At 43.5% G+C, this 25,731-nt stretch carries 28 protein-coding genes and 1 tRNA gene; 16 read left to right on the top strand and 13 right to left on the bottom strand.

The genetic code is table 11. The annotated features are described in order from the left end of the window. Positions 1-22: 22 nt before the first annotated feature. The 7 genes from ahpF to FTU67_RS03040 form a co-directional block, all read right to left on the bottom strand. The gene (gene ahpF, locus FTU67_RS03070; protein ID WP_005179083.1) at positions 23-1,588 is read right to left on the bottom strand and encodes an alkyl hydroperoxide reductase subunit F; all 1,566 of its coding nucleotides are present in this window, start codon (positions 1,586-1,588) and stop codon (positions 23-25) included. Positions 1,589-1,788: 200 nt separating this feature from the next. Next, entirely contained in the window at positions 1,789-2,703 is a 915-nt protein-coding gene (locus tag FTU67_RS03065) for a hypothetical protein (protein ID WP_180061393.1), read from the bottom strand. Positions 2,704-2,746: 43 nt separating this feature from the next. After that, a complete protein-coding gene (locus FTU67_RS03060) occupies positions 2,747-3,880 on the bottom strand; it encodes a toxic anion resistance protein (protein ID WP_168414376.1) in 1,134 nt (377 codons plus the stop codon). Between the two features lie 20 nt (positions 3,881-3,900). Beyond that, complete coding sequence (locus FTU67_RS03055; protein ID WP_104470294.1) at positions 3,901-4,689, bottom strand: tellurium resistance protein; 789 nt, start codon at positions 4,687-4,689, stop codon at positions 3,901-3,903. 231 nt (positions 4,690-4,920) lie between these two features. Then, positions 4,921-5,325 carry a nucleoside diphosphate kinase regulator gene (gene rnk / locus FTU67_RS03050; protein ID WP_005179090.1) on the bottom strand — a complete coding sequence of 135 codons (405 nt, stop codon included), beginning with the start codon at positions 5,323-5,325 and terminating at the stop codon, positions 4,921-4,923. A 165-nt stretch (positions 5,326-5,490) separates the two neighbouring features. Further along, a complete protein-coding gene (gene glyA, locus FTU67_RS03045; RefSeq protein ID WP_005179092.1) occupies positions 5,491-6,744 on the bottom strand; it encodes a serine hydroxymethyltransferase in 1,254 nt (417 codons plus the stop codon). 175 nt (positions 6,745-6,919) lie between these two features. Continuing rightward, positions 6,920-8,179, bottom strand: coding sequence for an alpha/beta fold hydrolase (locus FTU67_RS03040; protein ID WP_180061392.1), 1,260 nt, complete (start codon positions 8,177-8,179; stop codon positions 6,920-6,922). Between the two features lie 251 nt (positions 8,180-8,430). On the opposite strand from FTU67_RS03040, the gene FTU67_RS03035 reads away from it, so the two are divergent. The 4 genes from FTU67_RS03035 to FTU67_RS03020 all read left to right on the top strand — a co-directional run bounded on the left by FTU67_RS03035 (position 8,431) and on the right by FTU67_RS03020 (position 10,901). Beyond that, positions 8,431-9,129, top strand: coding sequence for a putative quorum-sensing-regulated virulence factor (locus tag FTU67_RS03035; RefSeq protein ID WP_005179094.1), 699 nt, complete (start codon positions 8,431-8,433; stop codon positions 9,127-9,129). 86 nt (positions 9,130-9,215) lie between these two features. Then, complete coding sequence (locus FTU67_RS03030; RefSeq protein ID WP_180006401.1) at positions 9,216-9,911, top strand: hypothetical protein; 696 nt, start codon at positions 9,216-9,218, stop codon at positions 9,909-9,911. A gap of 216 nt (positions 9,912-10,127) precedes the next feature. Beyond that, a complete protein-coding gene (locus tag FTU67_RS03025; protein ID WP_016659196.1) occupies positions 10,128-10,478 on the top strand; it encodes a hypothetical protein in 351 nt (116 codons plus the stop codon). A gap of 132 nt (positions 10,479-10,610) precedes the next feature. Next, complete coding sequence (locus tag FTU67_RS03020) at positions 10,611-10,901, top strand: hypothetical protein (protein WP_005179099.1); 291 nt, start codon at positions 10,611-10,613, stop codon at positions 10,899-10,901. Between the two features lie 42 nt (positions 10,902-10,943). On the opposite strand, the gene FTU67_RS03015 is transcribed toward FTU67_RS03020, so the two are convergent. Then, positions 10,944-11,162, bottom strand: a complete 219-nt coding sequence (locus tag FTU67_RS03015; protein ID WP_180061391.1) for a hypothetical protein — start codon at positions 11,160-11,162, stop codon at positions 10,944-10,946. A gap of 660 nt (positions 11,163-11,822) precedes the next feature. Here FTU67_RS03015 and FTU67_RS03010 point away from each other — a divergent pair. After that, a complete protein-coding gene (locus tag FTU67_RS03010; protein ID WP_005179103.1) occupies positions 11,823-12,005 on the top strand; it encodes a hypothetical protein in 183 nt (60 codons plus the stop codon). A gap of 100 nt (positions 12,006-12,105) precedes the next feature. Here the strand turns inward: FTU67_RS03010 and FTU67_RS03005 are convergent, their stop codons facing one another. Next, positions 12,106-12,324: a hypothetical protein gene (locus FTU67_RS03005; protein ID WP_075166960.1), complete on the bottom strand. Its 219-nt coding sequence runs from the start codon at positions 12,322-12,324 to the stop codon at positions 12,106-12,108. Between the two features lie 551 nt (positions 12,325-12,875). Next, positions 12,876-12,952, bottom strand: a tRNA-Arg gene (locus tag FTU67_RS03000). Between the two features lie 180 nt (positions 12,953-13,132). Between FTU67_RS03000 and FTU67_RS02995 the strand changes: the two genes are divergently transcribed. From FTU67_RS02995 to FTU67_RS02965, 7 genes are all read left to right on the top strand, one after another. Beyond that, positions 13,133-14,068, top strand: a complete 936-nt coding sequence (locus tag FTU67_RS02995) for an ABC transporter ATP-binding protein (RefSeq protein WP_005179107.1) — start codon at positions 13,133-13,135, stop codon at positions 14,066-14,068. Next, the gene (locus FTU67_RS02990) at positions 14,065-14,838 is read left to right on the top strand and encodes an ABC transporter permease (protein ID WP_005179108.1); all 774 of its coding nucleotides are present in this window, start codon (positions 14,065-14,067) and stop codon (positions 14,836-14,838) included. The genes FTU67_RS02995 and FTU67_RS02990 overlap by 4 nt, the downstream gene beginning before the upstream one ends. Beyond that, positions 14,838-15,653, top strand: coding sequence for an NADPH-dependent 7-cyano-7-deazaguanine reductase QueF (gene queF, locus FTU67_RS02985; protein WP_180061390.1), 816 nt, complete (start codon positions 14,838-14,840; stop codon positions 15,651-15,653). The genes FTU67_RS02990 and queF overlap by 1 nt, the downstream gene beginning before the upstream one ends. A 20-nt stretch (positions 15,654-15,673) precedes the next feature. After that, on the top strand, positions 15,674-16,324 hold the full coding sequence (locus tag FTU67_RS02980) for a hypothetical protein (protein WP_180061389.1): 651 nt from the start codon (positions 15,674-15,676) through the stop codon (positions 16,322-16,324). A gap of 306 nt (positions 16,325-16,630) precedes the next feature. Further along, positions 16,631-17,632, top strand: coding sequence for a lytic murein transglycosylase B (gene mltB, locus FTU67_RS02975; RefSeq protein ID WP_180006455.1), 1,002 nt, complete (start codon positions 16,631-16,633; stop codon positions 17,630-17,632). A 292-nt stretch (positions 17,633-17,924) separates the two neighbouring features. Then, entirely contained in the window at positions 17,925-18,536 is a 612-nt protein-coding gene (locus tag FTU67_RS02970; RefSeq protein ID WP_005179113.1) for a septal ring lytic transglycosylase RlpA family protein, read from the top strand. Positions 18,537-18,946: 410 nt separating this feature from the next. After that, positions 18,947-19,408, top strand: coding sequence for a DUF962 domain-containing protein (locus FTU67_RS02965; RefSeq protein WP_180061387.1), 462 nt, complete (start codon positions 18,947-18,949; stop codon positions 19,406-19,408). A gap of 45 nt (positions 19,409-19,453) precedes the next feature. Here FTU67_RS02965 and FTU67_RS02960 read toward each other — a convergent pair whose 3' ends face one another. The 3 genes from FTU67_RS02960 to rpsB all read right to left on the bottom strand — a co-directional run bounded on the left by FTU67_RS02960 (position 19,454) and on the right by rpsB (position 21,766). Beyond that, the gene (locus tag FTU67_RS02960) at positions 19,454-19,936 is read right to left on the bottom strand and encodes a DUF3465 domain-containing protein (RefSeq protein ID WP_075175261.1); all 483 of its coding nucleotides are present in this window, start codon (positions 19,934-19,936) and stop codon (positions 19,454-19,456) included. 65 nt (positions 19,937-20,001) lie between these two features. Then, entirely contained in the window at positions 20,002-20,877 is an 876-nt protein-coding gene (gene tsf, locus FTU67_RS02955; protein WP_005179118.1) for a translation elongation factor Ts, read from the bottom strand. A 142-nt stretch (positions 20,878-21,019) separates the two neighbouring features. Further along, positions 21,020-21,766 carry a 30S ribosomal protein S2 gene (rpsB, locus tag FTU67_RS02950; protein ID WP_005179120.1) on the bottom strand — a complete coding sequence of 249 codons (747 nt, stop codon included), beginning with the start codon at positions 21,764-21,766 and terminating at the stop codon, positions 21,020-21,022. A 207-nt stretch (positions 21,767-21,973) separates the two neighbouring features. Here rpsB and map point away from each other — a divergent pair, with 207 nt between their 5' ends. The 4 genes from map (at position 21,974) to FTU67_RS14165 (ending at position 25,676) form a co-directional block, all read left to right on the top strand. Next, complete coding sequence (gene map, locus FTU67_RS02945; protein WP_075175260.1) at positions 21,974-22,795, top strand: type I methionyl aminopeptidase; 822 nt, start codon at positions 21,974-21,976, stop codon at positions 22,793-22,795. A 319-nt stretch (positions 22,796-23,114) separates the two neighbouring features. Beyond that, positions 23,115-24,179: an OmpW family protein gene (locus tag FTU67_RS02940; protein ID WP_180061386.1), complete on the top strand. Its 1,065-nt coding sequence runs from the start codon at positions 23,115-23,117 to the stop codon at positions 24,177-24,179. Positions 24,180-24,334: 155 nt separating this feature from the next. Then, positions 24,335-25,549: an MFS transporter gene (locus FTU67_RS02935; protein WP_168395926.1), complete on the top strand. Its 1,215-nt coding sequence runs from the start codon at positions 24,335-24,337 to the stop codon at positions 25,547-25,549. Continuing rightward, complete coding sequence (locus FTU67_RS14165) at positions 25,542-25,676, top strand: hypothetical protein (protein ID WP_005179131.1); 135 nt, start codon at positions 25,542-25,544, stop codon at positions 25,674-25,676. Before FTU67_RS02935 ends, FTU67_RS14165 begins: the two co-directional genes overlap by 8 nt. The last annotated feature ends 55 nt before the right edge of the window (positions 25,677-25,731 follow it).

The raw sequence follows: 25,731 nt of genomic DNA, 5'->3' as shown, positions 1-25,731 counted from the left end.
TCAGGCCCTATTCTAATTTTACTTACTGTCCAGAACGGATGATGTAATCAAAGGCAGATAATGATGCTTTGGCACCTTCACCAGTCGCGATGATGATCTGTTTGTAAGGAACAGTAGTACAGTCACCCGCCGCAAATACACCTTTGACGTTGGTTTCGTTGCGGTCATTAATCACAATTTCACCACGGTTGCTCAGCTCAACTGCTGTTTCTTTCAAGAAATCGGTATTTGGTAACAAACCGATCTGTACAAAGATCCCCGCCAGTTCAACCGTATGCTCTTCATCCGTTGCACGGTCTTTGTATTTCAGCGCTGTCACTTGTGAACCATCACCGACCACTTCTGTCGAAAGCGCATTTTTAATCACTGTGGTATTTGGCAAGCTGTTTAGCTTGTCTTGCAATACCTGATCCGCACGTAACTTGGTATCAAACTCTACTAAGGTCACATGCTCAACAATACCCGCCAAGTCAATCGCCGCTTCTACACCCGAGTTACCCCCACCAATGACTGCAACACGTTTGCCTTTGAATAAAGGACCATCACAGTGCGGGCAATACGCCACACCACGGGTACGGTATTCTGCTTCACCTGGGACATTCATCTCTCTCCAGCGTGCACCGGTTGAAAGCACCACAGTTTTCGATTCCAGCTTGGCACCGTTTTCCAAGGTCACTTCAACTAAACCGTTGGCTGTTTCATCTGCACCTTTAATGTCAGATACACGTTGTAGGTTCATGATGTCGACACCGTATTCACGTACGTGTGCTTCCATTTCGGCTGCGAATTTTGGACCTTGGGTTTTCTTGATTGAAGTGAAGTTTTCAATGTCCATGGTGTCCATCACCTGACCGCCAAAACGTTCCGCCACGATACCGGTGTTAATCCCTTTACGTGCTGCATAAATCGCTGCAGTGTTTCCAGCAGGACCACCACCAATCACCAGTACATCGAACGCAGCTTTGGCATTCAGCTTTTCTGCTTCTTTGGCTGCAGAGTTGGTGTCTAATTTGGCAATGATTTCTTCCAGTGTCATACGACCCTGACCGATGTGGTTACCGTCCTGGAATACCATCGGTACCGCCATGATCTTACGTTCTTCCACTTCATCCTGGAAGAATGCACCATCAATCATAGTGGCAGTAGTACCCGGGTTATAGATGGCTATCAGGTTCAATGCCTGCACCACGTCTGGACAGTTATGGCAGCTTAACGATACGAATACATCGAAATCCGATTGGATACCCAAGTCTTTAATAGAAGCCAGCACTTCATCAGACACTTTTGGTGCATAGCCTGAGGTTTGTAACAATGCCAGAATCAAAGAAGTAAACTCATGGCCCATTGGCAAACCTGCGAAGAATACACGCGGCTGTTCACCGGCTTTGGCGACACCAAAGCTTGGTGCACGTTTGTTGTTACCATCGAAGCGTGCAGTCACCTGATCAGACAGGGCGGCAATTTCAGTTACCAGTTCTTTGATTTTGTCTGATTTGTCAGAGCTATCTAAAGTGGCCACTAATTCGATTGGACCTTCAAGGCGTTCTAACAAGGCTTTTAATTGGGCTGTGGTATTTTGATCTAACATTGCTAACGTCTCCTAAGGAGTCAAATTTTTCAATACCGCTATCATAGGCCAAATTTAAAAATAGATAAAACAGTTTGTTTTTATATTAATGATCGTTTTTATAAATCATTGTCTTTTATGGATGGATCAATCTAAATTGTAACAACGCGATAAAAATCATCTACCAGAAAAAGACTCCCACAGGAGCCTCATCATCAGCATTAAAAAATCCGCTGCTCAATTCTTAATGCCCGCTTTTTAAAACTTTGTGCCAACACAAAGAAAATCAGGCTGAAAATGGCTGACACAATCGCCGCTGCAATCACCAGAATCTGTACAAACTGGCTTAAACGCTCAGCTTGAACCACCTGTTTATTTACGCTTTCTGCCATTGGGGTCAGGGTTTTGCCATAAACCTGTTGCTGCATTGACCAGAGCTGTTCCGGTTTAAAGCCATATTGAATAAAGTCCGGATTCTGCTGCTCGGCTTTCACCAGATTCAACACATGCGGAATAGCTGCGGCTTTATCCGGTGGTTGATGCAACAAAGCGGTTTGCGCCAGTAAATAGGATTTGACTGGAGTATCCAGCGGTGCATCTGCCAGATAACGCGCTAGCTCACTTTCTGCCAGCTGCTTGTCGTAATAGACAATTTTTTGCTGCGCATCATAGTCATCATTTTTCAGGTCATATTGCAGATAGGTCAGACCTGACCACAGCATGATAAAGGCAATTAACCAGCCGACAAACTTCAGGATAAAGGACTGAAAGCGCACATAGAAAAAGCGGATTTTCTTGAGACAATGCACCACAAAAAAGGCGCCAATAAACGACAGCAATAATTTCAGAAACAGCCAGCCAAACCAGGACAACAGCCCCAGAAAATAATCCGGTTGCTGCTCTAAAATCGCCAGGTTTGCATCAACAGTTAAAGGAATGTGCAGCTGTTCGACCTGCGTGGTCAGGCCAAAAAAGCCATAGACAAAATCTTGCTGTACAAAAAAAGCAATAATGGAGGCAATGAACACCGTGCTGGAGGTTATACCCAGCAACATCAGATTGCGCTGGCGCTTTTTCAGCGCCAGCACACCGCTATTGATGTGCTCGGTCGGTACCGCATAATCATCTAAGGGCAATGTATTCTCCTTACGTTTGCAATACTCCCGAGCCAGAGTTTACTCAGGAAGGATTGGAACCGCTCGAACTTGATTCAAGCACCAGATGATTCAGGTTATCTTGCAGCACACGTAAACGCGTGGTTGCTTCGGCACGCTTTTGCATTCCCTCTTTTTGCACCTGAATCACATCATTGACTGTTTTAATGAGGGTGTTTTGCACATGTTCAAGCGTTTCAATATCAATCACTGAACGCTGGTTGGCTTTGGCGGTATCGACCGAGTTCTGATGTAACAGGTCGGCATTACGGCGTAGCAGCTCATTGGTGGCATCATCAATACTGTTGGCCAGCTGCACACTGTTCTTTTGCTCATTTAAGGAAATTGCCAGACTAATCTGGTTTTTCCAGGCCGGTAAGGTAATGTTTTTAATTGCATAAAACTTGTCGACCAGCATCAGGTTATTGGACTGGATAATCCGGATCATTGGCAGGGTCTGCATGGCCGATTGCTGCAACACCTGTAAATCACTGACGCGTTTTTCCAGATTATTGGCCAGATGATTTAAATCATAAACTTTCTGGGTGGTACTCTGGTCCTGTTCCTGGGTGGTTAACTGGCCAATCTGCTGCTGGATTTCCTGCTGCTTGAGCTGGCCAGCGGCAATATAAATCCCCAGCTGTTTATATTCTTCCTGCACGCCTTCAAACATTTTATCCAGAGTATCGACCCGGGTTTTTAAGCCGTTTTGCGAGGTTTCAATTTCCTTGACCAGTACATCAATCTGTTCTTTGGTGCTGTTAAAGTGCTGGTCAAAATTCTGCTTGGCACCTTTAAACTTGCTGATCAGGCTGCCAAAAAAACCGGAGCTTTTCGATTTGTTGAGAATACTGCTGGTATTTAACTGCTGCGCCACCTGTACCACCTGATTCAGCTTTTGCCCGGTCGCATCCAGATCTTTATTCTGCACCAGATGAAGCAGTTCATCAGTATAAGTCGAAGTTTTGGTGGCAATATTTTTCCCATATTCCGCCACCGAATTATGGCTTAAGTCGGCCAGTTCTTTACGCGCGGCCATGACCTCATCGAAATCGGATGGCTGCAAGCCAATTTCCTGTAAATTGAGCGCCTGGAATTTCTGCTGATTTTCTTCGGTTGTGGCTTCCACCACGGCATTTACCTGTTCAGGATGGGTCATACGTCACCTTATATTTGATTCTATTTAGAGCTGTTTTCGAGTGATTTTTTTAGCGTTTTAATCAGATTTTCCCGACTATTATCAAGCTTTTCCAGCTCACTTGTCGAGCTGCTTTGCTGACTTTGTTTGACATGATATTGCCAGGCCGGAATCAGCACCTGCTGCGCTTCCTTAAACCGGTCCAACAAGGTAAATGACAGCTGCTGGCTCAGCTGCATCTGGGTAATGGCAATATCATTACTCGCCTGCAGTGTGCGCAGTGTATTTATTTTTTTAGATAATCGTTCCGAGAAGTTATCTAAAGGATGTTGATGTTTCACAAAACTCGGATATTCAGTCAAAAACTCCTCAGCGGCCACTATATGCTGCGCCATCTGCTCTCTTAAGCCACGTAACTGCTGAAAACGCGCCTGGGATTTCTGAATTTCAATCTGTAATTTCTGGCTTAAATGATTGGCCTGATCCAGCAAGCGGTCCAGCTTTTTATAATACTCCACCTGGCTGGAACCATATTCCAGATCAATCCCCAGCCATTTTTGCAGTGCATTAAATTTGCGTTTTTTCAGATATTTTTTGGAATCCGCCAGCATGCGAATTAGTTCTTCAATGGTTTGACTGAGCTGCTGGGTCATGTGCGGATCAATCCCGTTTAACAGCACTGCCTGCGACTGAATAAGGGCATCGGCATAATGATTTAATTTGTACTGGTCATTTAATACCGGCACCAGCTCATGACGCTTGATCGAGAGAATGGTATCCCGGTTCAGCTCCAGCTCTGTTAATGGTTCTAACACATCTATTTGCGGCATAACATCATCAGCTTGATCAAATCATTTTTTATACTAAGACTTTTATATAAAGCAAGCTGTAGCTTTTTGCAAATGCAGTAAAAGCGGAATATTTAAAATTAACAATATTTTACTGATCAATGACAGAGAGTGAATCCTCTCCTTTTCGCGCATACTTATCAAATTTTTAAGCCAAACTGCAAAGACACAAAAGCCCTCAACTGAGGGCTTTAATTTTTCGCGCAGCGGAGATTATAAATAATCACCTTCACGTTCCGGCTGATACAACACTTTATCAATACGGACTTTCATAATATGACCATCCGGTTGTGGCCATTCAATTTCCTGCCCTTCAGCCAGCCCTAAAATAGCCGCTCCGACAGGTGCCAGTACATTGACCTGGCCTTTATCGCCACGGAAGTCATGCGGATACACCAGCGTAATTTCGGTTGGTTCCGGGAAAGGTGCGATGGTCACCAGCACGCGGGCATTCATAGTCACCACATTGCTTGGCACATCTTGCGGTGCAACCACTTCGGCACGCGCCAGCTCATCTTCCAGATGTTCCATGGTCGGGGTAAGTTTAGACTGATGTTCAAGCATGGTTTCTAAACGGTGCAAGTCTTGTTCAGACAAAATAATTGTCGGTTTATCCATTCTTTGTTCCTTTATCATTATCAGCCAAAAATAAAAATAATTGATCTATTTCACAAGTGCTATGCAACTGTTATAGCAGAATTTAATCCGGCTGAATAATTGCAATTTGTTTTTTAGCACCTATAAAAAAAGCTCCCTTGAGGGAGCTTTTTCTCAAGTGCGGGCTTATTTCGCGTAAACCGGGAATTTCGCGCAAACAGCTTCAACTTTTGCTTTGACATCAGCAATTACAGCTTCATCCCCTTTGCTGTCTAGGATGTCAGCGATCCAGCCAGCCAGTTCACGTACTTCAGCTTCGCCGAAACCACGTGTGGTTACTGCTGGTGTACCAATACGGATACCAGAAGTGACGAATGGAGAACGTGGATCGTTTGGTACAGAGTTTTTGTTCACAGTGATGTGAGCAGCACCTAACCAAGCATCCGCATCTTTACCGGTGATGTCCTGTTTAATTAAAGATAACAGGAACAAGTGGTTTTTCGTACCGCCAGATACCACATCGTAACCGCGTTCGATTAACACTTCAGCCATCGCTTGTGCGTTTTTCACCACTTGTTGTTGATAGGCTTTGTATTCAGGCGCCATTGCTTCTTTAAAGCAGATTGCTTTTGCAGCAATCGCGTGAACCAGTGGACCACCCTGGTTGCCTGGGAACACAGCAGATTGTAATTTCTTCTCGATTTCTTCGTTGGCTTTAGCCAGGATTAAACCAGAACGTGGACCACGTAGTGTTTTGTGGGTAGTGGTTGTAGTAACGTCAGCAATTTGTACCGGGTTCGGGTAAACGCCTGCAGCAACCAGACCAGCCACGTGTGCCATATCCACAAACAGGTAAGCGCCTACTTTGTCCGCGATGTCACGGAAACGCTGCCAATCTACGATTTGGCTGTATGCAGAGAAACCAGCAACGATCATGCGTGGTTTGTGTTCTAAAGCCAGACGTTCAACTTCTTCATAGTCAATTTCGCCAGTTTCAGGGTTTAAACCGTACTGAACCGCGTTATATGTTTTACCAGAGAAGCTAACTTTTGCACCGTGAGTCAAGTGACCACCGTGAGCCAGGCTCATACCCAAAACCGTGTCGCCCGGGTTCAGTAATGCTAAGTAAACTGCAGAGTTTGCTTGAGAACCTGCGTGTGGCTGAACGTTAGCATAGTCAGCACCAAAGAGTTCTTTAGCACGGTCAATAGCCAATTGTTCAATAACGTCTACATATTCACAACCGCCGTAATAGCGTTTGCCTGGGTAGCCTTCTGCATATTTATTGGTCAGTTTTGAACCTTGAGCTTCCATTACTGCAGGTGAGCAATAGTTTTCTGAAGCGATTAGCTCAATATGTGCTTCTTGACGCGCATCTTCATTAGAGATTGCTTGAGCTAAATCTGGATCAAAGTCAGCAATAGAGATATTGGCAAACATTAGCGAGGTCCTATTCATGTAGGGCTTTTAAGCCGTGCTAAGATTGGCGCATATTGTAACATGAACTTTATATTTTTTACCCATCAACTTTAATCAGTTTTGCATAAAAATAGCCCATGTTTTTATAAAAACATGAGCTATATCATTAATTCTATCTTTACCGGAATTGAAAAAATTATTGGGTAGGCATGATCGATTTCACATCCGCCACAATCTCATCCCAATTATCGACATATACAGAGCCATGATCCCATTTCTGATCTATAGGTAAGTCCTGATCGGTGACATAATGAATTCTGGTTCCCTGCTGGCGTGCAGACTGCACCAGAAAATCAGTGACCTGTTTTGGAATGGTCGGGTCGGCAGAGCCTTGATAAATAAACACAGGCGTTGAAATCTTAACGGTTAATGGCTGTGATGCCTGAGTCAGGAAATCTTTAATTTCAGGAACCGTAGTCATAAAGTCGGTCTGGGTACGTGGATAAGCGGCCAAGTTGCCATAGGTCTGCGCATACTTCATCATTTCTCCACCGAATGCTGCGCCAAGATCAGCATTACACAGCGACTCGGCTTCTGCCGCGAGCAGGTCTGTCGGGTTCTTGAACACTTCAGAGTATTGCAGGGTTGGATGGCTATTTCTGAGACCTACCGTAATTAATGCAGTGAAAGTATCTAATGGAGCCAGAATCTGTATTTTTTTGCTCAGATCCGGTTCTGCTGCTGCCTGCTGTTCTCCACCGCTAAGAATCATGCTCAGGGAAGATGCCGGCGCTATGGCTACCGCACCTTTATAATTTAATTGCGCCCGGGATGCATATTGCGCTGCACCTAAAGCCGCCTGTCCACCTTGGGAATGACCGACCACGGTCCAGCGTGTTTCAGTGCTATTGTTGAAATGTTGATGTGCCGCCACAACCGCATCGGTAATGGAATAAGCCTGACTTTTTAAATTCAAGAACGGATGCAGCTCTTGTCCACTCGGTTCGCCCAGCCCTTCATAATCCGGAGCGACCACGGCATAACCTTCAGCCAGCAGGCGGGCAATAAAATATTCATTGCCTTTCAGGCCCTGACGGCTTGGCGCACAAATATCAGCAACACCCGTAGTGCCATGTGCCCAGACCACAATGGGCCATCCACTAGCCGGTTTAGGCTGATTGGGTTCAAACAGCAAGGCCGTAGCTTGTGTTTCCTGCCCATTCACTCCTAGCATTTTATACGTCATCAAGGTTTGTGAAGCACTAACCGACTGTAAGACCATATTCGCATTGGAATCCTGGTCTAAATAAAGTTCAGCTTTTACTACTGGCTGGCTAATATTATGCTTCGGAATACCATCATCAATGATGACTGCGCTGTTGTCATTGTCATCATTACATGCCGTTAAAAATAAACTGCTGCTGGCCAACGCCACGCTAAGCCATATTTTTCTCATCTGATTATCCTTATACAGGTATTATTCTAAAGTTGCGTCCTTCGCAATTTTCACTTTTACGCTGTTTGCTGCGCTCAGGCAATATCAGTGCAATTAATATATAAGTGTATTGTATTAAAATAGAGTCACTTATCTTTAAAATAGATAAGCTGAACGGCCCACAAATGCCGATTATTCGCCCGACAGCCCTGTAACTTTCAACATGATAGTGTTAGATTGCTTTTTAAATCCCTTAACAAGCGAATGAGCACATGCACGCGATTATTCTCGACACTGAAACCCATACCCTGAATGGTTATCCGATCGAAGTTGCCTATGCGCCCATTCAATTACAACAGGGCAAAATCAGCCTGGATAAATCGCAAATTTTTGACCAGTTTTATCAGGTCGATGAACCGATTTCCTATGCCGCGATGGCCGTGCATCATATTCTGGAATCCGACCTGATTGATCAGCCGCATTACACCAGCTTCTGCCTACCTGAAGAAACGCTGTATATCATTGGTCACAATATTGATTATGACATTCGCGCTATTCAAAAATGCGGTGTTGATACTTCTCATATTAAGGCGATTTGTACCCTTGCTCTGGCGCGTCTGGTCTGGCCAGATGTTGAAGCACACAACATTTCTGCCTTAATTTATATGATCAGCAAAGGCAGCGAAAAAGCCCGCGATATGATTAAAAAAGCCCATCGGGCCGATATGGATATTATTTTGACCGCCAATATCCTGATGCATATTGTGCATCATCTGCAAATTGACAGTATTGAAGCCTTATATGCTGCATCTGAAGATGCCCGTATTCCACGTGTCATGAGTTTTGGTAAGCATCGTGGTACGGCCATTGCCGATTTACCAAATGATTATATCCAATGGTTGCTGCGTCAGGATGAACTTGACCCTTATTTAAGAAAAGCCCTTGAGAACGCCAACATCGTCACACTCTAAGCCCAACAATGTCATAAACCCTTCATATTAGTGTAATTTTCATTCTTTATAGTCAGCCTTAATTTATTTGGGGAATAAATTAAGGCATGATTCATTATCATAAAACACAGTTGGGCATTGACGCCCTGCAACAACGCCAGCTGCAATTGAATGCACGTCAACGCCGTCTTCTGGTGCTAATTGGAACCGAAGATTTCGAGCAATTGGGCGACCAGTTTAAACAGCGTATTGCTACGCCAGAATTAATTGAACAATTGCTGGAGATGGGTTTAATCAGCTCTGCTGCGACCGAGCCAGCCGAAGCAGAAATTTTGGTGCCAGCTCAAGCCGAACCGCAAAGTGAAGCAGCCTCTACCCTACGTTCAGAAATTAAAACCACCTTAAATACACCGGTACCAAAACTGGTGGAAAAATGGGTCGAACATATTATTGCCCCGTCTTCAGCGGCCAAAGTGGCTGAAGCCGAACCCGCCGCGATTGCTCCAGAAATTCCGGTCCTGGAAATTGAAGTACCACCAGAAGTGGAGCCAGAGCCAGAACCGCTGGTTGCCTTGAGCTTTGAAGACACCAAGCAATTAATGGCCAGCTTGTTGCAGCGTTATTGTGGCCTAATGGCCAAGCAGCTTATTCTCCGCATTCAGGCTGCACCGGATATTCGTAGCCTGAAACTGTGCCAAATGCAGTGGATCACCGAATTACAGGAATCGCGTTTGCCACCAAAAGAACTGAACCATGCTTTACAGCAAATTAACTTTTCGCTGCAAAGCCTGCAAAGTGCCTGAAGATTCATATAATTTTGCTTCACTTTAAGTCTTTTTTCATCTAAGAATTTTCTTTATACATGCTAAAAACTTTTATAAATAGCGGTTATTGTTCAGCTTTTAGAAAAATAATTAAAAATAAGCAATCCTTTCTTAAAACACTAAGACTTAAGACCAATAGTGAGATTGGCCACAGCACGGCATAACAACAGCTCTGTATTCTGTTGGGAATGAAGCATGTCTGCCCTGCACTACCTGCAATTTGAACCCTTTGATAATCCGATGCAACTCAGCAAAGTCGGAAACTGGGTCATCACCTTTTTAAGTCCTAAAGACGAACTCAAGCAGATTCAGCTGGCCATTACCCATGTCATTCCACGTCAGGTTTCCGCACAGTTACAGCCCCGCCGTATCATCATTCACAGCACCGAACATGAACAGCGCTGGCTGATTCAGGCGATTGAATGCTTCGATAGCACTCGCAATCAGGAAATCATCCTGAACGCCGCAGATGAAACCGCCCAACAGATGCTGCGCAGCATTTTACAGGAATTTCATAAATACGATGTGGATGTCAGCCTGATTTAAAGCGGTTAAAGTGAAATCATCACCTGTTTTGAAGTCCTTGAAGATCAAGCATCGCTTTTTACAACTTTATGCATGCAAAATGGGCACAAGTCTTTTAGAATCAGGCCACTTATAAATAAAGAGTAAAGACGTATGAGTCGGCATATCCCTAAGTCTGCGAACCTCACCGCCTTAACCATTTCTCATTTTTATCCGAGCTTGGATCAATGTTTGCATGCCTTGTTTCATTATCATCAAGGCCCACAATTAACGCTTAAAAATGATCCGGTATCTTCGCAGCATGTCTGTGTACAACAACGTACACAAGGTCGTTTGAAAAAAGAAATCCGCTTAAATAAAACAGAAGTTGAGCAGGCCAATAAAAATCGTCTGGCGCTTTATCAACTGTTGGCGCATGTGCTGAATCAGTTTGAAACCGCTTAGGCCAGCTTAAAACAAGAAACTTAGCAAATGCTAAGTTTCTTTCTATTCAATAATTTTATAAATATTATTGCTCTTCTGGCTTTCAAAAAATAATTCAATACTTGGCAGGATAATTTCATCCTCGACAATAATATGGTCAATTTTCTTAAATAACGGCAATTCAGCTGTTTTGGCATTTTCAGCAATCTGACGCAGCTGTGCTTTGGCATCATAACGGTGCTGATACTGATCTTCTACTGTAATATCAATTAATTGGCTCATGATTATTTCCTCTTATCATTGGTTTTCTTGAAGACAATTTGTTATAGCATAGCTGATTCAAGTTTGACTAAACAGAGTTGTTAATTTGTTTGACAATGTTAATTCTATGCTTTATTAGGTCAGTATAATTAAAAATAAGTGATTGATTTTTATGGTTTAACATTTTATCCGATTTTTCTTATTCTTAACAATTTGCTCAATGTGACGCTCAATTCATCGTTATTTTAAGCAAGAAAAAGCTCGCATTGCTGCGAGCTTTTTTATGTTGGAAGGCTAGTGCTAGATCTATTGTTTGAACCGGAGTTACAAACTCAACAAGCTGTCATTGATCCGTCCAACTACATCGTAGCGTCTTTGTTTTGCGACCTACTGTAGGTTCACTATAGTCCCCTTCGGCTTGGATTGGCAAGCCTTCTAACATTTCTCAGCATTTGTATAGCAAAAAGCCTATTGAACAAAACTTAATCAGGCTTATTATATTTCTGTCGTGAAATTCAGCCTTATTTTTCTCAGCGCATCTGCTCTCATTTTCACCCTGCTCTATCGCTAGATTGATAGCAAATAATCGCCGGCAACAGAATGAAACATAAGTCTTTTTCTAAATTCTGCGTTATCCGTTATAGTGGACTTGAGACATTAAATTAAAAAGAGGAATTGAAGATGCAAAAATTTATTATTCTGTTTGCATTCTGCCTGTTTGCAGTTTTAGGTCTAGGTTTTATCGTGTATCAATTCTTGAGCAACATGCCAAGCGTCGAGTACTGGATTATGCTGTTAATTCCAGCCTTCGCAGTTCCTATTTTAACGGCCCTGATTGTGTATCAGGAACCGAATCATCCATAATGAATAAGCTAGATACGACTCATTGATCCCCTATTCATCAAAAGGACGCTCAATTCAGCGTCCTTTTTCTGTGACTATTTTTCTTGGATTATGTCTAGCTTTACTTGAGTTGCACCGGATCTTCGCTGGTCGATTCAATGATGTAATCAATATTTTCAACCAGGTCTTTATTAAACAGCCTGACTTTTGCCCGCGCATTGGCATATTCGAAAAACAGACCCTCTGCAATTGCTTTTTCACGCGATTCTGTCATGCCAATTTCATGATCATTCGGCACAAAATAGACTTCTTCAGGAATTAATTTAACGATATAACCCATTGTTCTGACTCTTATGGTGTTTTAGTAATTTACCCTGCGACATTTATAGGCTGAAAAATCGCTTCCGGCTATGGCGAATTCATCCGACAGTTATGCTTATTTTTGATATGCCATCTCAATGCCAGTCATATAAAGAAAAAATATTTTAAAATCATATAGATTATTTAAATTTAGGTGCTTCTATATCTCACTAAACTGATCTGGTATAGCGACGAGATTTTTTCTGATTAAAGAGGTTTTTTATTCAGCCTTTCTGTCCTCATGTAAAGCTTAAAGCGGATGTTTCTATTTTGTGGGTGATGAGGCGATAAAAATCTAGAAATGATGATTCTTTAATCCAAATAAAGATAAAAAATGCAAAGAAAATGCAGCTCAATGACTACTTTTTAACCAAATATAGAAAGGCAGACCAATAAGCACTGTCCTACGATGATGGTTCAGCATTCGTTATTCAAGCCAGATTATGGAAAGGATTTCGGTTCAAAACTGAAGTAAAGAGTTTTAAATGATTGAATCTTGGTAATTTTTATAGTTTTTTATTGATCAGAATTTGGTGCGCCCGGCGGGAATCGAACCCACGACCCCAAGCTTCGGAAACTTGTACTCTATCCAACTGAGCTACGAGCGCGCGTCGCACATCATAACAAAAAAATGCACAAGGTAAAGCAACTATATATAAGTTCTTTATTTTTATGCTTATGCTTTAAGCAATCGTTCCAAATATACGATGCAGAATTCCCGGTAGATTACTTGGTTTATTGGGCAATATCGCTCACAATAGCCTCTCCCTACACCATGCGAGATTTTCATGACTGATGCATTGACGTTAAGAGACTTGTCTAAAACCTATCGCAATGGGTTTCAGGCCTTAAAAGGTATCAATTTGACTGTACCTGAAGGTGAATTTTATGCGCTGCTGGGTCCCAACGGTGCAGGCAAATCTACAACGATCAGTATCATTAGCTCCTTAACCAAGAAAACCTCGGGTACCGTGGAAATTTTTGGCCACAATCTGGATACCCATCCCTCTCAAGCCAAACAGTGTCTGGGCGTGGTACCACAAGAGTTTAACTTTGGTCATTTTGAAAAAACCTTTGATATTCTGGTGACCCAGGCCGGTTATTACGGTATTCCCAAAAAAGTGGCGCAGCAGCGCGCCGAACTGTATTTAGAAAAACTGGGGCTGTGGGATAAACGTGCCACGCAAGCGCGAATGCTATCTGGCGGGATGAAACGCCGCTTGATGATTGCCCGCGCCATGATGCATGAACCGAAATTGCTGATTCTGGATGAACCAACCGCCGGGGTCGATATCGAACTGCGCCGCTCGATGTGGGATTTCCTGATTGAAATGAACAATAGTGGCACTTCCATTATTCTGACCACCCACTACCTGGAAGAAGCGGAAATGCTGTGCCGCCGGATTGCCATTATTGACCGCGGTGTGATTAAAGAAGACACCACCATGAAAGGCTTCCTGAACCAGCTGAATGAAGAAACCTTTATTTTCGATCTAGTTCAGCCGATTCAGCCCATTCATCTGGATATTATCGGGGTACGTTTTAATCTGGTCGATCCGCTGACCCTGGAAGTGACTATGGACAAGGCCCATACCGTGAATGAGCTGTTCCAGTTACTGGAATCACAAGGGGTACAGGTGCGCAGTATGCGCAACAAGGCCAATCGTCTTGAAGAATTATTTGTGAAGATGGTAGAGAAAAATCTTGCAGGAGTCGCGCAATGAACTTTAATCAATTAAGAGTTGCGCTGTATACGCTGGTTCATAAGGAAATCCGCCGTTTTATGCGGATCTGGCCACAAACCCTGTTACCACCGGCCATCACCATGAGTCTATATTTCGTGATTTTCGGTAATCTGGTCGGTTCACGTATTGGGGAAATGGGCGGCTTTAGCTATATGCAGTTTATTGTGCCCGGCCTGATCATGATGGCGGTCATTACCAATAGTTATGCCAACGTCTCCTCTAGTTTCTTTAGTGCCAAATTCCAGAAAAGCATTGAAGAACTGATCATGAGTCCGGTGCCATTACATGCCATTTTGTGGGGCTATGTGCTGGGTGGAGTGTGTCGTGGCGTACTGGTCGGCATTATTGTGACCTTAATGAGTCTGTTTTTCACCGACCTGTACATTACCAACTGGTTTGTGACCATTTATACCGTCCTGATCACTTCATTATTACTGTCTTTAGGCGGTTTTATTAATGCGGTCTATGCCAAATCATTTGATGACATTTCCATTATTCCAACCTTTGTGCTGACACCGCTCACCTATTTAGGTGGTGTGTTCTATGCAATTAGTGCATTATCGCCGTTCTGGCAAAACCTTTCTTTAATTAACCCTGTGGTGTATATGGTCAACGCCTTCCGTTATGGCATTTTAGGACATAGCGATGTCAACGTGACCGTTTCCCTAGGCGTGATTACATTATGCTGTGCTGTGTTATATGGCATTGCCTATCATTTACTCTCCCGTGGTTCAGGAATGCGTGAATAATGAGCGTAGAAAATTCTTTATTGGGTAAAGACACTCAGTACCCTACAACTTATCAACCTGATGTGCTGTTTCCGATTGCGCGTGCTGAAGCGCGGGAAAAATATGCGCATGTGGCTGGTATTCAGCAAGGTAAAGACTGGTGGCATGTCTTTGAGATGTCCTGGTTAAATGCAGCCGGCGTTCCGCAAGTTGCTATTGGCCGGATTCACTTGCCTGCCACCTCACCAAATTTAATCGAGTCGAAATCTTTAAAGCTGTATTTCAACAGTTTGAACTTTAGCACCTTTGCTTCAACAGACGCGCTGATCAATACCGTCGAGCAGGATTTATCAGCCGCGGCACAGGCACAGGTCAATCTGGAACTGTTATCTGTCGATGATCTGGCAATTAGCCATCCTGAAGGCATATGTATTGATGACTTAAGCCCGACCCGACTGGAAAATCATCCGGATGCGTCCTTATTACAGCACGATGCCGAGCAAGACGAACAGGTCGAAGTGCAACTGTATTCACATTTACTGAGAAGTAACTGTCCGGTCACCGGTCAACCTGACTGGGGCACAGTTTTTATCCGCTATCAGGGTAAAAAACCTTGTTATCGCAGTATTTTGGCTTATATTATTTCTTACCGTCAGCATAACGGTTTTCATGAGCAATGTGTTGAACAGATGTTTGCCGACATCTGGCAAAACCTGAATCCTGAAAAACTGATGGTGTATGCCACCTATACACGTCGTGGCGGATTAGACATTAATCCATGTCGTGTATCGGATTTAACATGGATGCCTCGCCCTATTCGTTTAGTGCGACAATAAAAAAACATTGAGGTTAACAGATGCCATTTTTTGGTTTTATTCCTTCCGAGGAACTTTTAAATACCATTCAAACTGCGCAGCAGAAAAAAAATTCAAGCGAACCGCTGTATCCATTACGTGATAAAACAGCATTAATGATTAATGATGAAATCATTGATGCCATTTTAACCGAGCTTGTCCGCCGTTTCCCGCCAAGTGACAAACGCGATACTGCGGAAAAACTGGCTGGTTATGTCAAATCTACCGTAGCGGTGTTACTCAAGCAATTGTTGAGTAAAGCCCCGAACGATGTGGTCAAGCAATCAATTGAATTTTCTGAACGCAGCCTGTTTAAAGATGTAGACGGCAATACGCGTGTCGGTGAAAGTTTAGATGCCAGCCTGGTGACCAATCTGAAAAACACCTATACCGAGATTAAAGCCGGCAAAGACATTAACAAGTCTGCTTTGGCCGAGTTGTATAAACAGTTTGCTGAAGCTACTGTGCGTCATTTTATGAATGACTTTAATAAAACCCTCGATTTGGGCATGATCAAACGTAAAGCAGCTGATATTGGCTCAGCTGCGGTTATTAAAGCTGTACATATTGCGGTGGATAAAATTATTCCAAATCTGACCAAAGATGAACTGGTCGCGTTGGCGGAATATCACGACACCCTGTTTCATGCATAAGTAGAAACACCTTCAATAAACCTGACTCCGGTCAGGTTTTTTTATGCCACTTTTCCCGCAACATTTCTCTATAAAGGAGGGAGGATGAAGCCCCGGTTGAACTTTGTTACAAACAGCGCGCATTTTTTAGACAGGCTTTGTCACTTTTTGTATATGCGCTTGCCTGTAGCGCCAGAATGAATGTTATCTTAATTGCCTGTGTGAACTGTCTTTTTAAATCGACACTTTTGCTCAACCTGTTTTAATTTTTAAACACCATCTGCTTTTTGTCACTAAATTGATAATACATTGGGAAATTGAACCAATATGTTGAATCGTTATTTCTATAAAAAATTACAGCGTCTTTCTTTATTTGTTGGTGCTCTTTCCTTATCCAGTGTTGTTCAGGCCAATGACTTCCTCAGCCATCCGGACTATCCAAACTTTAAGCAAAAAACCATGCAGCAGTATGGGCTCAGTTCCGAGCAGATTGATCGCGCCATGAGCGGTGCCAAAAATCTGCCGAATATTATCAACATCATGAATCGTCCCGGTGAAAGCAAACCGTGGTATGCCTATAAAACCAATTTTCTGGCTGAAAGCACCATTCAACGTGGTGTGCGTTTCAAACAGCAATATGCCGATACCCTGAATCGTGCCGAACAGCAGTTTGGCGTGCCGCAAGCGATTATTCTGGGGATTTTAGGCGTTGAAACCGGTTTTGGTTCCAATAAAGGCTCTTTTATTACCCGGGATGCGCTGGCCACTTTAGGTTTTGGCTATCCACGCCGGGCCGAATATTTCCAGAGCGAACTGTCTGCACTAATTGCCTGGAGCTATAAAGATGGCGTTGCCACCCATTCTGTGGTCGGTTCCTATGCCGGTGCAATTGGCTATCCGCAGTTTATGCCAAGCAATATTCCTAAATTTGGCGTCGATTATGATGGCAACGGACATATTGATTTAAGAAATTCAGCAGTAGATGCGATTGGCTCGATTGCCAACTATTTGGCCCAGCATGGCTGGCAGCGTAATCAGCCGATTGCATTCCCTGCTCGTTATAGCGGCTCAACTCCAGATGCAGTGATTGCCAAAGATCTAACCTTGCCTACCCCGTATGGTGTGCTGAAAAATCAGGGCATCAGTCCGCTGAATCCGATTGTGAAAATTGATGACCTCGATCTGGTCAATGTCATTCAATTACAAGAAAATTATGGTCCAATTTATTACATCACCTATCCAAACTTTCAGGTGATTACCACCTATAACCGCAGCCGTATGTATGCCACTGCACTCTGGTTATTGGGTACTGAAATTGTCAGTCGATAAGAACTTATTTTTACTCAAAAGTTACAAAGTCAAGATTTTTTTACGAGATTTTGCGCACAAAAACGACTTTTCACACACTTTGTTACAATATTGGTTATTTTTTAACCAAAAGAGGTAAAAGTTTGGTATTTTTTGTCGTTATTTCCGTGTAAAGACTAGACACCTTTAGTAAACGATGAATATTATCCATTTCGTCAAATATGGTTGCAAAAGTGAAATAACAGGCATGATGTCTGCTATATCAACCACTTAGGGTTGATTCACGGCATCAAGCTGCAGGAGTTTTAAACATATGCATTCTTCAATTAAATATTTACTGGCGCTGTCGACGGTATTTACCTTAAGTCAGTCGCAAGCCGAAATGGTACAGTCATCATCGTTCAATAACGACAATGAAAGTTCTAGCCTGGCTGCCCGTGTGCTGAACAAAGAAGCACAAAGCTTTAATACTCACTTCTCTAATTTAAATAGCCTTTCAATTACAGAACGTTCTGGCGATAAAATCCGCCGCGAAACCATCGCTGCAAAAATTGAAATCCCAGAAGAAGAGCCTTCTGTCATTGAAAAGTTAAACACCGTAGCATCGAATACTGTCCGTAAGTTCAGCCAGACTGGTATGGCTTCCTGGTATGGTCGTCAGTTCCACGGTCGTAAAACTGCCAGCGGCGAAACATTCGACATGAACGCCATGACTGCAGCACACCGCAGCCTGCCACTGAACTGCTATATCCGTGTGACCAACAAGAACAATGGCAAAAGCGTAATCGTTAAGGTTAATGACCGTGGTCCATTCCATGGTAACCGTGTAGTTGACTTATCTTACGGTGCTGCGAAACGTTTAGGCATTACCAATGCCGGCGTAGCCAAAGTCAGCATTGAACGTGTAGATGGTCCAAACTCCTAATACCCGTTTAAGCTCCTGCACCATATGACCCAAAAGCCACCTCAGGTGGCTTTTTTAATGCCCAAATTCAGGGAAAGATGCTTACTTCCCTATCCATTTTTTGGATTTTAAATACGCTGATCTGGTCATCAAAGTGAATGATCTGTTCAAAAAATACAGATTTGCATTCATTTCCACGCTTAGCGTGCTTTTCATCCTTTTTGAATCCTTAGGTAGCTTTTTATTTTTTTCTGCGCTTAAAACGCATCCTATGCGCATTTAGCCCTATTCCTTTATACAGGAATTTCCCTATTTCCCTCATTTTGAGATTTTCAGGTATTTTTGCCGGCCAATTTTGACCGTTTTCTGTTTCTCGTTTATAGTGAGAACATTCTTGAAAACTCAGAAAAATAATGCAAAAGGAGTGCTGCATGAAAACAATTTCAGAATGGCTGGATGAATATAGCGAAAGTCATCAAAACAAGACCAATAAACTGATTCACTGGGTCTGTGTACCGACCATCTATTTTTCCATTATTGGCATCATTGCGCATTTCAGCGCCCTGCTTACTGCCCTGTTACTGGTGCTGGCCTTTATTTTTTATGCACGCCTGGATCTGGTACTGGCCGTGGCCATGGCAGCACTGACTCTGGTGATGGCCTGGTTAATCTGGATTTTACCGGTTGGTGTTGGTTTTTATATTGCGCTGTTTGTTTTTGCCTGGATTGAACAGTTCTATGGCCACAAGGTCGAAGGCAAAAAACCATCGTTCTTTAAAGATCTGCAATTCCTGCTGATTGGACCGCTCTGGTGTATGGATGCCTATTTAGGCAAGATTTTACCATCCTGGAAATCTCGCCAGCACACCACGCATCTGGATGTCCAAACCTAAAGACGCTTACACATCAGGAAGCATTTTGCTCCAGTGCTGGAGGGCTTATTGATAGATGCTTCCCTGATGCTTTAACCAGCCATCAACATGGCGTTTTTGCGGATCATGATGGGTCCAGTGAATCACGCCACCTTTGTCGGTATATTCATATTCACCAAAGAACTCGACAGTATCGCCTTTTTGCAGACGGTCGATGCGTGGAGCCAAATCAATATTGTGGGCAACCAGCAAGGTTTGCCCATTGCCAAGTTCCAGAATAAAACGCTGATGGCGCGAACCTTCATTGTCATCACTTAACAGTGCCACTACTGTACCAGTAGCTTGTACCTGTACATCATTTTTTCGTTGCTGAAAGGCTTGGGCAATTTTGGCGGTATCATCCTGAACGGGAGCTTGCAGTGTGGTTTCAGACTGCTGTTGAGTGAAGGTATTTGAACCGGAGTTTTGCGGTTGTAGGTCGATACCTAAATAAGCCGCAACCAGCAGCGCAATTACTGCGCCAATGCCCATATTGGTTTTCTTCGACATTGTTCTTCCTGTTGTTGTCTTGGTCATAAAAAAAGCCCCGAAACGGGGCTTTTTCGCAAAATAAATTATTTTGCAGCAGCTTGAGCAGCAGCAACTTCTTCTGCGAAGCTCATTTCTGCTTTCTTCTCAATACCTTCACCTACTTCGAAGCGAACGAATTGAGCAACAGTTGTGTTAGCAGCTTTCAATGCATCAGCAACTTTCTTCTCGTTGTCGATTACGTACATTTGACGCTCAAGAACAACTTCGTTCAGGTATTTTTCAACCGAACCAGTTACCATTTTTTCAACGATGTTCGCTGGCTTACCAGATTCGATTGCTTTTGCTTCAGCAATTTCTTTCTCTTTCGCGATCAGCTCAGCAGGAACCTGTTCAGCAGTTACTGCAACCGGGTTGAACGCAGCAACGTGCATTGCAATACCTTTACCAGTTTCAGCTTCACCTGTGTAAGCAACAACAACACCGATTTTCAGACCGTGTTTGTAAACTGCAAGGTTTTCACCTTCAATGATTTGCGCACGACGAACCTGGATGTTTTCACCAATTTTTTGAACAAGAGCAATACGCGCTTCTTCAACAGTTTGGCCATCTTCAAGTTTCAGTTCAGCAATTTTTGCAGCGTCAGTTTCGCCAGCAGCAAGTGCAGCAGCAGCAACTTTCGCAGAGAAGCCAGCAAAGTTTTCGTCTTTAGCAACGAAGTCAGTTTGGCAGTTTACTTCTAGAAGGATTGCTTTGTTACCTTCTTGAGCGATTGTGATCGCACCGTCAGCAGCAATGTTACCTGCTTTTTTAGCAGCTTTTGCTTGACCAGATTTACGAAGGTTGTCAATCGCTAATTCGATGTCACCACCCGCTTCTGTCAAAGCTTTTTTACATTCCATCATTGCTAAACCAGTACGGTCACGCAATTCTTTAACCATGCTTGCAGTAATAGCAGTCATGTGAATCTCCTAATTCGGTAGAAAATGAATTCTTTTTAGAACAGAAACGGCCCAGAGGATACTCATGGGCCGCCTGCATACATGACGCTTACTTTGCCACCATCACATGTCGCAAAAATGACAAGCTTGCGTCAAAAACGCATTAAGCCTCAGAAGCTGGAGCTTCTTCGCCTTTCGCTTGAGCATTTGCTTGGGTTTGAGCGTACTCTTTACCAGCAATGATCGCATCAGCCATAGCAGAAGCGTAAAGTGTTACTGCACGGATCGCATCGTCGTTACCCGGAATAACGTAGTCTACGTTGTCTGGGTTAGAGTTTGTATCAACGATACCGATTACAGGAATACCTAGGTTTTTCGCTTCTTTGATCGCGATTGCTTCGTGGTCAACGTCAATTACGAATAATGCGTCAGGTAAACCACCCATGTTTTTAACGCCGCCTAAAGCACGTTCAAGTTTTTCCATCTCACGGCTACGCTCTAAAGCTTCACGTTTAGTCAGCTTAGCGAAAGTACCGTCAGTGGATTGAGTTTGAAGATCTTTTAAACGGTTGATAGATTGGCGAAGTGTTTTCCAGTTCGTCAACATACCACCTAACCAACGGTGATCTACGTATGGTTGACCAGCGCGTTGAGCTTGTTCACGGATGATGTTAGAAGCAGCACGTTTAGTACCAACGAACAAAACTTTGTTCTTTTTGCTTGCTAATTGGTTAGCGAAGTTCAAAGCATCATTTAACGCAGGAACAGTGTGCTCAAGGTTGATGATGTGAATTTTGTTGCGCGCGCCAAAGATGTATTGACGCATTTTTGGGTTCCAGAAACGAGTTTGGTGACCAAAGTGCGCGCCAGCTTGTAGAAGGTCGCGCATGCTTACGTTGTAATCTGCCATTTTCTTTACCTTAAAGTTTGGGTTAGGCCTCCATATATCCGCATTCTCCACCCCAAAGGGCACCCAGAGTAATGTGACGATATATGTGCGGATTTTGTTGCCCCATCGCACAATGCCCGCGAAATTTATTCACGAAAAAGCATTTGATAAAATGGGCGGCTATTTATACCATAGTCACATATAAATTTCCAAAAGTTTTTAGAGATCATGAACAGTACTTATCAAGCGCCTCGTCGATTAATTAAAACCGCAGATGAAATTGAGAAAATGCGGGTAGCGGGACGACTGGCAGCGGAAGTTTTGGATATGATCAAGCCACATATCAAACCGGGTGTAACCACACTTGAGCTTGATACGATTTGTCACGATTATATTGTCAATGTACAAAATGCCATTCCAGCCTGCCTGGGCTATGGTGCAGCCCCAGGTCGTCCAGCCTTCCAGCATACCATCTGTACTTCGGTAAACCACGTGGTGTGTCACGGTATTCCATCTGAAAACAAGACATTAAAAAAAGGCGATATCCTGAATATTGATGTCACGGTCATTAAAGATGGTTACCACGGCGATACCAACATGATGTACATCGTTGGTGGTGAAACTTCTATTCTTGCCAACCGTCTATGCAAAGTAGCACAGGAAGCTATGTACCGCGGTATGGAAGTTGTAAAACCGGGCGCGACCATTGGTGATATTGGCCATGCCATTCAGAAATATGTCGAATCTGAGCGCTTTAGTGTGGTGCGCGAATATTGCGGTCACGGCATTGGAACAACCTTTCATGATGAACCGCAAGTGCTGCATTATGGCCAGCCAGATACCGGCATGATTTTAGAAGAAGGCATGACCTTTACCATTGAACCAATGGTAAACGCGGGTGTTTGGCAAACCAAATTACTGGGCGATAAATGGACCGTGGTGACCAAAGATCACAAACTTTCAGCGCAATATGAACACACTATTTTAGTGACTAAAGACGGTCTGGAAGTCCTGACTGCACGTCCTGAAGAAGACTTGTCACGTTTCTAGTCATAAGCTGTCATTGGCGTAAAAACTAAAAAAATTGTCAGAAAGGTCACATTGATGTGGCCTTTTTTACCACCCAAAATTCCTACTTAAAATTTATTAATCAACAACTTATCTAAAGATTTAGGTTTCATCCCTAAAAACTGTATCACTATTTCTAGCTACACAAGTCATAAATAAGTCACAGAGCAGCAAAGTTATTTCAATAATGTTACAAATGTAATAAAACAATCTTCTTCAAAAACAACAGTCTTGCTTTATCTAACTATTAAATAATGGCCCTTATAAAAACGAGCAACAAATTGGACATGGAGTCCCTTATATGAAGAAGACCTTATTATTTACCAGCACGCTGTTGGCCTTACCTGCTGTTTCTTATGCCTCACCGTATTTTAGCCTGCAAGATGGTGATGGATTTAAACGCTTTTCTGTATCGGTCGGTGCTTTACATGTCATGCCACAAGGTAAAGCCCAACCTTTCCGAGTTAACACATCGGTTAAAGAAGGTGAAACTGCAAAAGTTGGAGATATCAAAGCACAAACGGTGCTCGACAATATCAAACCAGGAAGTAGCGTCAATCCTTTCTTAAAGGCTACTCTTGATGGGCTAGCTTTAATTAATGCTGATGTCGCCTCAGCACTGAGTGGAACTGCTGAAATCCGTGGACTCAGTCAATGGGATAATCCAGGTACGGGTTTAGAAGCCGATGATGTCACCACATTGGGCATCATGACCAATTACTTTTTTACCGACAATATTTCTTTTGAAATGAAAGCTGGTATTCCGCCTAAAGTCGATTTACAAGGCAAAGGAAAAATTTATGCACCTTTTTCAGCAACTGCAACACCTATGGGCGGAGCTTTAGGAAATTTAGAGCTTGAAAATGATATTTTCATTACCGATCTAGAAGCGCATGGTCCTGCAGCTTCGGCACGTGCTTGGACACCAGCATTTGAGTTTCAATATCACTTTGGCAAAACCGGCGTGAATAAATTCCGTCCTTATGTCGGCCTAGGTTTAATGTATGCCTACTTTAACGAACTGGAAATTAACCCGCGTACCGAACAGGATCTGATTGCCGCCGGTCATATGATTGCCAATATCAAACAGGGTCAAGCCGGTGCATCCCTGGAAGGCACACCAAGTAATGCCAATCCGAAGGTTGAACTTGAAGCCTCGGATGCATTCGCACCAGTAGCCACGGTTGGTTTTACCTATGACTTTAATGAAAAATGGTTTGCAGTTGGTTCGCTGTCCTATGCACATCTGCAAAATGACACCACCATTACCGTGACCGATGCCACACATGGCGAACTTATTCGTTCTAAGGCCGATATTGAAGTGAATCCGATTCTGGCCTATGCCGGTATTGGTATCCGTTTCTAGGCTTTAATTTTCAGTCCATCATCAGGCAGCCTTTCGGGCTGTCTTTTTTGATGCAGCCATAAAAAAATTTTATCTTTTATTTAATTTTTATTCTATCGCCTCCCACGCGGCAATCTACTAACATAAGCAGGTCTTTCCTGGCTGCCGGACTTTTTATGTCAGATACCCGTTTTTCCAAAGCCCTGATTTATATGCTGATGGGAAGTGCCATTATTCTGGCGCTGTCATTGGGGGTACGACATGCCTTTGGCCTGTATCTGGTGCCAATGAGCCATGAATTTGGCTGGGGGCACAATGTCTTTAGTCTGGCCATTGCCATGCAAAACCTGATCTGGGGTGCGGTACAACCAGTTACCGGCGCCTTTGCCGACAAATATGGCAGTAAAATTGTGGTCGCCGTTGGTGGTGCCTTATATGCACTGGGTTTATTGCTGATGGCGGTCAGCTCGACTGGCTGGCTGCTGAATTTAAGTGCCGGTTTAATTTTAGGTCTGGCGCTCTCTGCCACCTCTTTTCCGATTTTACTGTCTGCAGTTGGCCGGGCTGCACATCCTTCAAAACGTAGTCTGGCGATGGGAATTGCCAGTGCGGCAGGTTCTTTCGGTCAGTTTATTATGCTGCCGACCACACTGCTGTTATTGCAGAATTTAGGCTGGAAAGGTGCACTGGTGGTTAGCGCCATTCTAATGACCCTGCTAATTCCTTTGGCATGGACCTTAAAAGCACCGATGTATACCGACCCGAATGCAGCGACCACCAAACCGCAACCGGCGTTAACATTTAAGCAGATTCTGGTGATTGCCAAAAACCACAAGCCATTCTGGTTTTTATCTTTGGGCTTTTTTGTCTGCGGCTTTCAGGTGGTGTTTATTGGTATTCATTTACCGGGTTATTTAATTGATCATGGGTTTAACGCCACCACCGGCACCATCTTCCTGGCCTTAGTCGGTTTATTCAATATTGTCGGCACCTATACGGCTGGCTGGCTGGGCGGCAAATATTCCAAACCTCATTTACTGATGTGGCTGTATGGCTTGCGTGGTCTTGCCATTATCGCCTTTTTACTGTTACCGCTCAGTACTTGGACAATTTATGGCTTTGGTGTCATTATGGGACTGTTATGGTTATCGACCGTGCCACTGACCAACGGCATTGTGGCCAATATGTTCGGGGTGAAATATCTGACCATGCTCAGTGGGATTGTGTTCTTTACCCATCAGGTTGGTTCGTTCCTTGGTGGCTGGCTGGGCGGCCTGAACCATGACTTAACCGGTAACTATAATGCCATCTGGATGTTCTCGATTGCGCTAAGTGCTTTTGGCGTCTGGGTACATTTCTTTGTGAATGAACAGGCGGTGGTGCATGACTAATTCAATGTCGCTGTTAAAAATTCTGATTGGCCTGTGCATTATCAGCTTTTTTATTTTATCGCTGCTGTTATGGATGAAAACCCCGCAGCTGTTTGAATACTTTAATCAGGCGTTTTGTGCACATTAATGTTTAAAAACCCGCAGCATCAACAGCAAATTCAGTTATTTGGTTTGCTGTTTTA

This window comes from Acinetobacter sp. YH12132, from assembly GCF_013418645.1.
GTDB lineage: Bacteria > Pseudomonadota > Gammaproteobacteria > Pseudomonadales > Moraxellaceae > Acinetobacter > Acinetobacter indicus.
This window is presented reverse-complemented; position numbering and strand designations above follow the sequence as displayed.

What these genes read in the sequence shown, in the direction of transcription:
- ahpF (WP_005179083.1), bottom strand. Translation starts at nt 1,588, where the DNA reads ATGTTAGATCAAAATACCACAGCCCAATTAAAAGCCTTGTTAGAACGC.
- FTU67_RS03060 (WP_168414376.1), bottom strand. Translation starts at nt 3,880, where the DNA reads ATGACCCATCCTGAACAGGTAAATGCCGTGGTGGAAGCCACAACCGAA.
- FTU67_RS03055 (WP_104470294.1), bottom strand. Translation starts at nt 4,689, where the DNA reads ATGCCGCAAATAGATGTGTTAGAACCATTAACAGAGCTGGAGCTGAAC.
- rnk (WP_005179090.1), bottom strand. Translation starts at nt 5,325, where the DNA reads ATGGATAAACCGACAATTATTTTGTCTGAACAAGACTTGCACCGTTTA.
- glyA (WP_005179092.1), bottom strand. Translation starts at nt 6,744, where the DNA reads ATGTTTGCCAATATCTCTATTGCTGACTTTGATCCAGATTTAGCTCAA.
- FTU67_RS03040 (WP_180061392.1), bottom strand. Translation starts at nt 8,179, where the DNA reads ATGAGAAAAATATGGCTTAGCGTGGCGTTGGCCAGCAGCAGTTTATTT.
- FTU67_RS03035 (WP_005179094.1), top strand. Translation starts at nt 8,431, where the DNA reads ATGCACGCGATTATTCTCGACACTGAAACCCATACCCTGAATGGTTAT.
- FTU67_RS03030 (WP_180006401.1), top strand. Translation starts at nt 9,216, where the DNA reads ATGATTCATTATCATAAAACACAGTTGGGCATTGACGCCCTGCAACAA.
- FTU67_RS03025 (WP_016659196.1), top strand. Translation starts at nt 10,128, where the DNA reads ATGTCTGCCCTGCACTACCTGCAATTTGAACCCTTTGATAATCCGATG.
- FTU67_RS03020 (WP_005179099.1), top strand. Translation starts at nt 10,611, where the DNA reads ATGAGTCGGCATATCCCTAAGTCTGCGAACCTCACCGCCTTAACCATT.
- FTU67_RS03015 (WP_180061391.1), bottom strand. Translation starts at nt 11,162, where the DNA reads ATGAGCCAATTAATTGATATTACAGTAGAAGATCAGTATCAGCACCGT.
- FTU67_RS03010 (WP_005179103.1), top strand. Translation starts at nt 11,823, where the DNA reads ATGCAAAAATTTATTATTCTGTTTGCATTCTGCCTGTTTGCAGTTTTA.
- FTU67_RS03005 (WP_075166960.1), bottom strand. Translation starts at nt 12,324, where the DNA reads ATGGGTTATATCGTTAAATTAATTCCTGAAGAAGTCTATTTTGTGCCG.
- FTU67_RS02995 (WP_005179107.1), top strand. Translation starts at nt 13,133, where the DNA reads ATGACTGATGCATTGACGTTAAGAGACTTGTCTAAAACCTATCGCAAT.
- FTU67_RS02990 (WP_005179108.1), top strand. Translation starts at nt 14,065, where the DNA reads ATGAACTTTAATCAATTAAGAGTTGCGCTGTATACGCTGGTTCATAAG.
- queF (WP_180061390.1), top strand. Translation starts at nt 14,838, where the DNA reads ATGAGCGTAGAAAATTCTTTATTGGGTAAAGACACTCAGTACCCTACA.
- FTU67_RS02980 (WP_180061389.1), top strand. Translation starts at nt 15,674, where the DNA reads ATGCCATTTTTTGGTTTTATTCCTTCCGAGGAACTTTTAAATACCATT.
- mltB (WP_180006455.1), top strand. Translation starts at nt 16,631, where the DNA reads ATGTTGAATCGTTATTTCTATAAAAAATTACAGCGTCTTTCTTTATTT.
- FTU67_RS02970 (WP_005179113.1), top strand. Translation starts at nt 17,925, where the DNA reads ATGCATTCTTCAATTAAATATTTACTGGCGCTGTCGACGGTATTTACC.
- FTU67_RS02965 (WP_180061387.1), top strand. Translation starts at nt 18,947, where the DNA reads ATGAAAACAATTTCAGAATGGCTGGATGAATATAGCGAAAGTCATCAA.
- FTU67_RS02960 (WP_075175261.1), bottom strand. Translation starts at nt 19,936, where the DNA reads ATGTCGAAGAAAACCAATATGGGCATTGGCGCAGTAATTGCGCTGCTG.
- tsf (WP_005179118.1), bottom strand. Translation starts at nt 20,877, where the DNA reads ATGACTGCTATTACTGCAAGCATGGTTAAAGAATTGCGTGACCGTACT.
- rpsB (WP_005179120.1), bottom strand. Translation starts at nt 21,766, where the DNA reads ATGGCAGATTACAACGTAAGCATGCGCGACCTTCTACAAGCTGGCGCG.
- map (WP_075175260.1), top strand. Translation starts at nt 21,974, where the DNA reads ATGAACAGTACTTATCAAGCGCCTCGTCGATTAATTAAAACCGCAGAT.
- FTU67_RS02940 (WP_180061386.1), top strand. Translation starts at nt 23,115, where the DNA reads ATGAAGAAGACCTTATTATTTACCAGCACGCTGTTGGCCTTACCTGCT.
- FTU67_RS02935 (WP_168395926.1), top strand. Translation starts at nt 24,335, where the DNA reads ATGTCAGATACCCGTTTTTCCAAAGCCCTGATTTATATGCTGATGGGA.
- FTU67_RS14165 (WP_005179131.1), top strand. Translation starts at nt 25,542, where the DNA reads ATGACTAATTCAATGTCGCTGTTAAAAATTCTGATTGGCCTGTGCATT.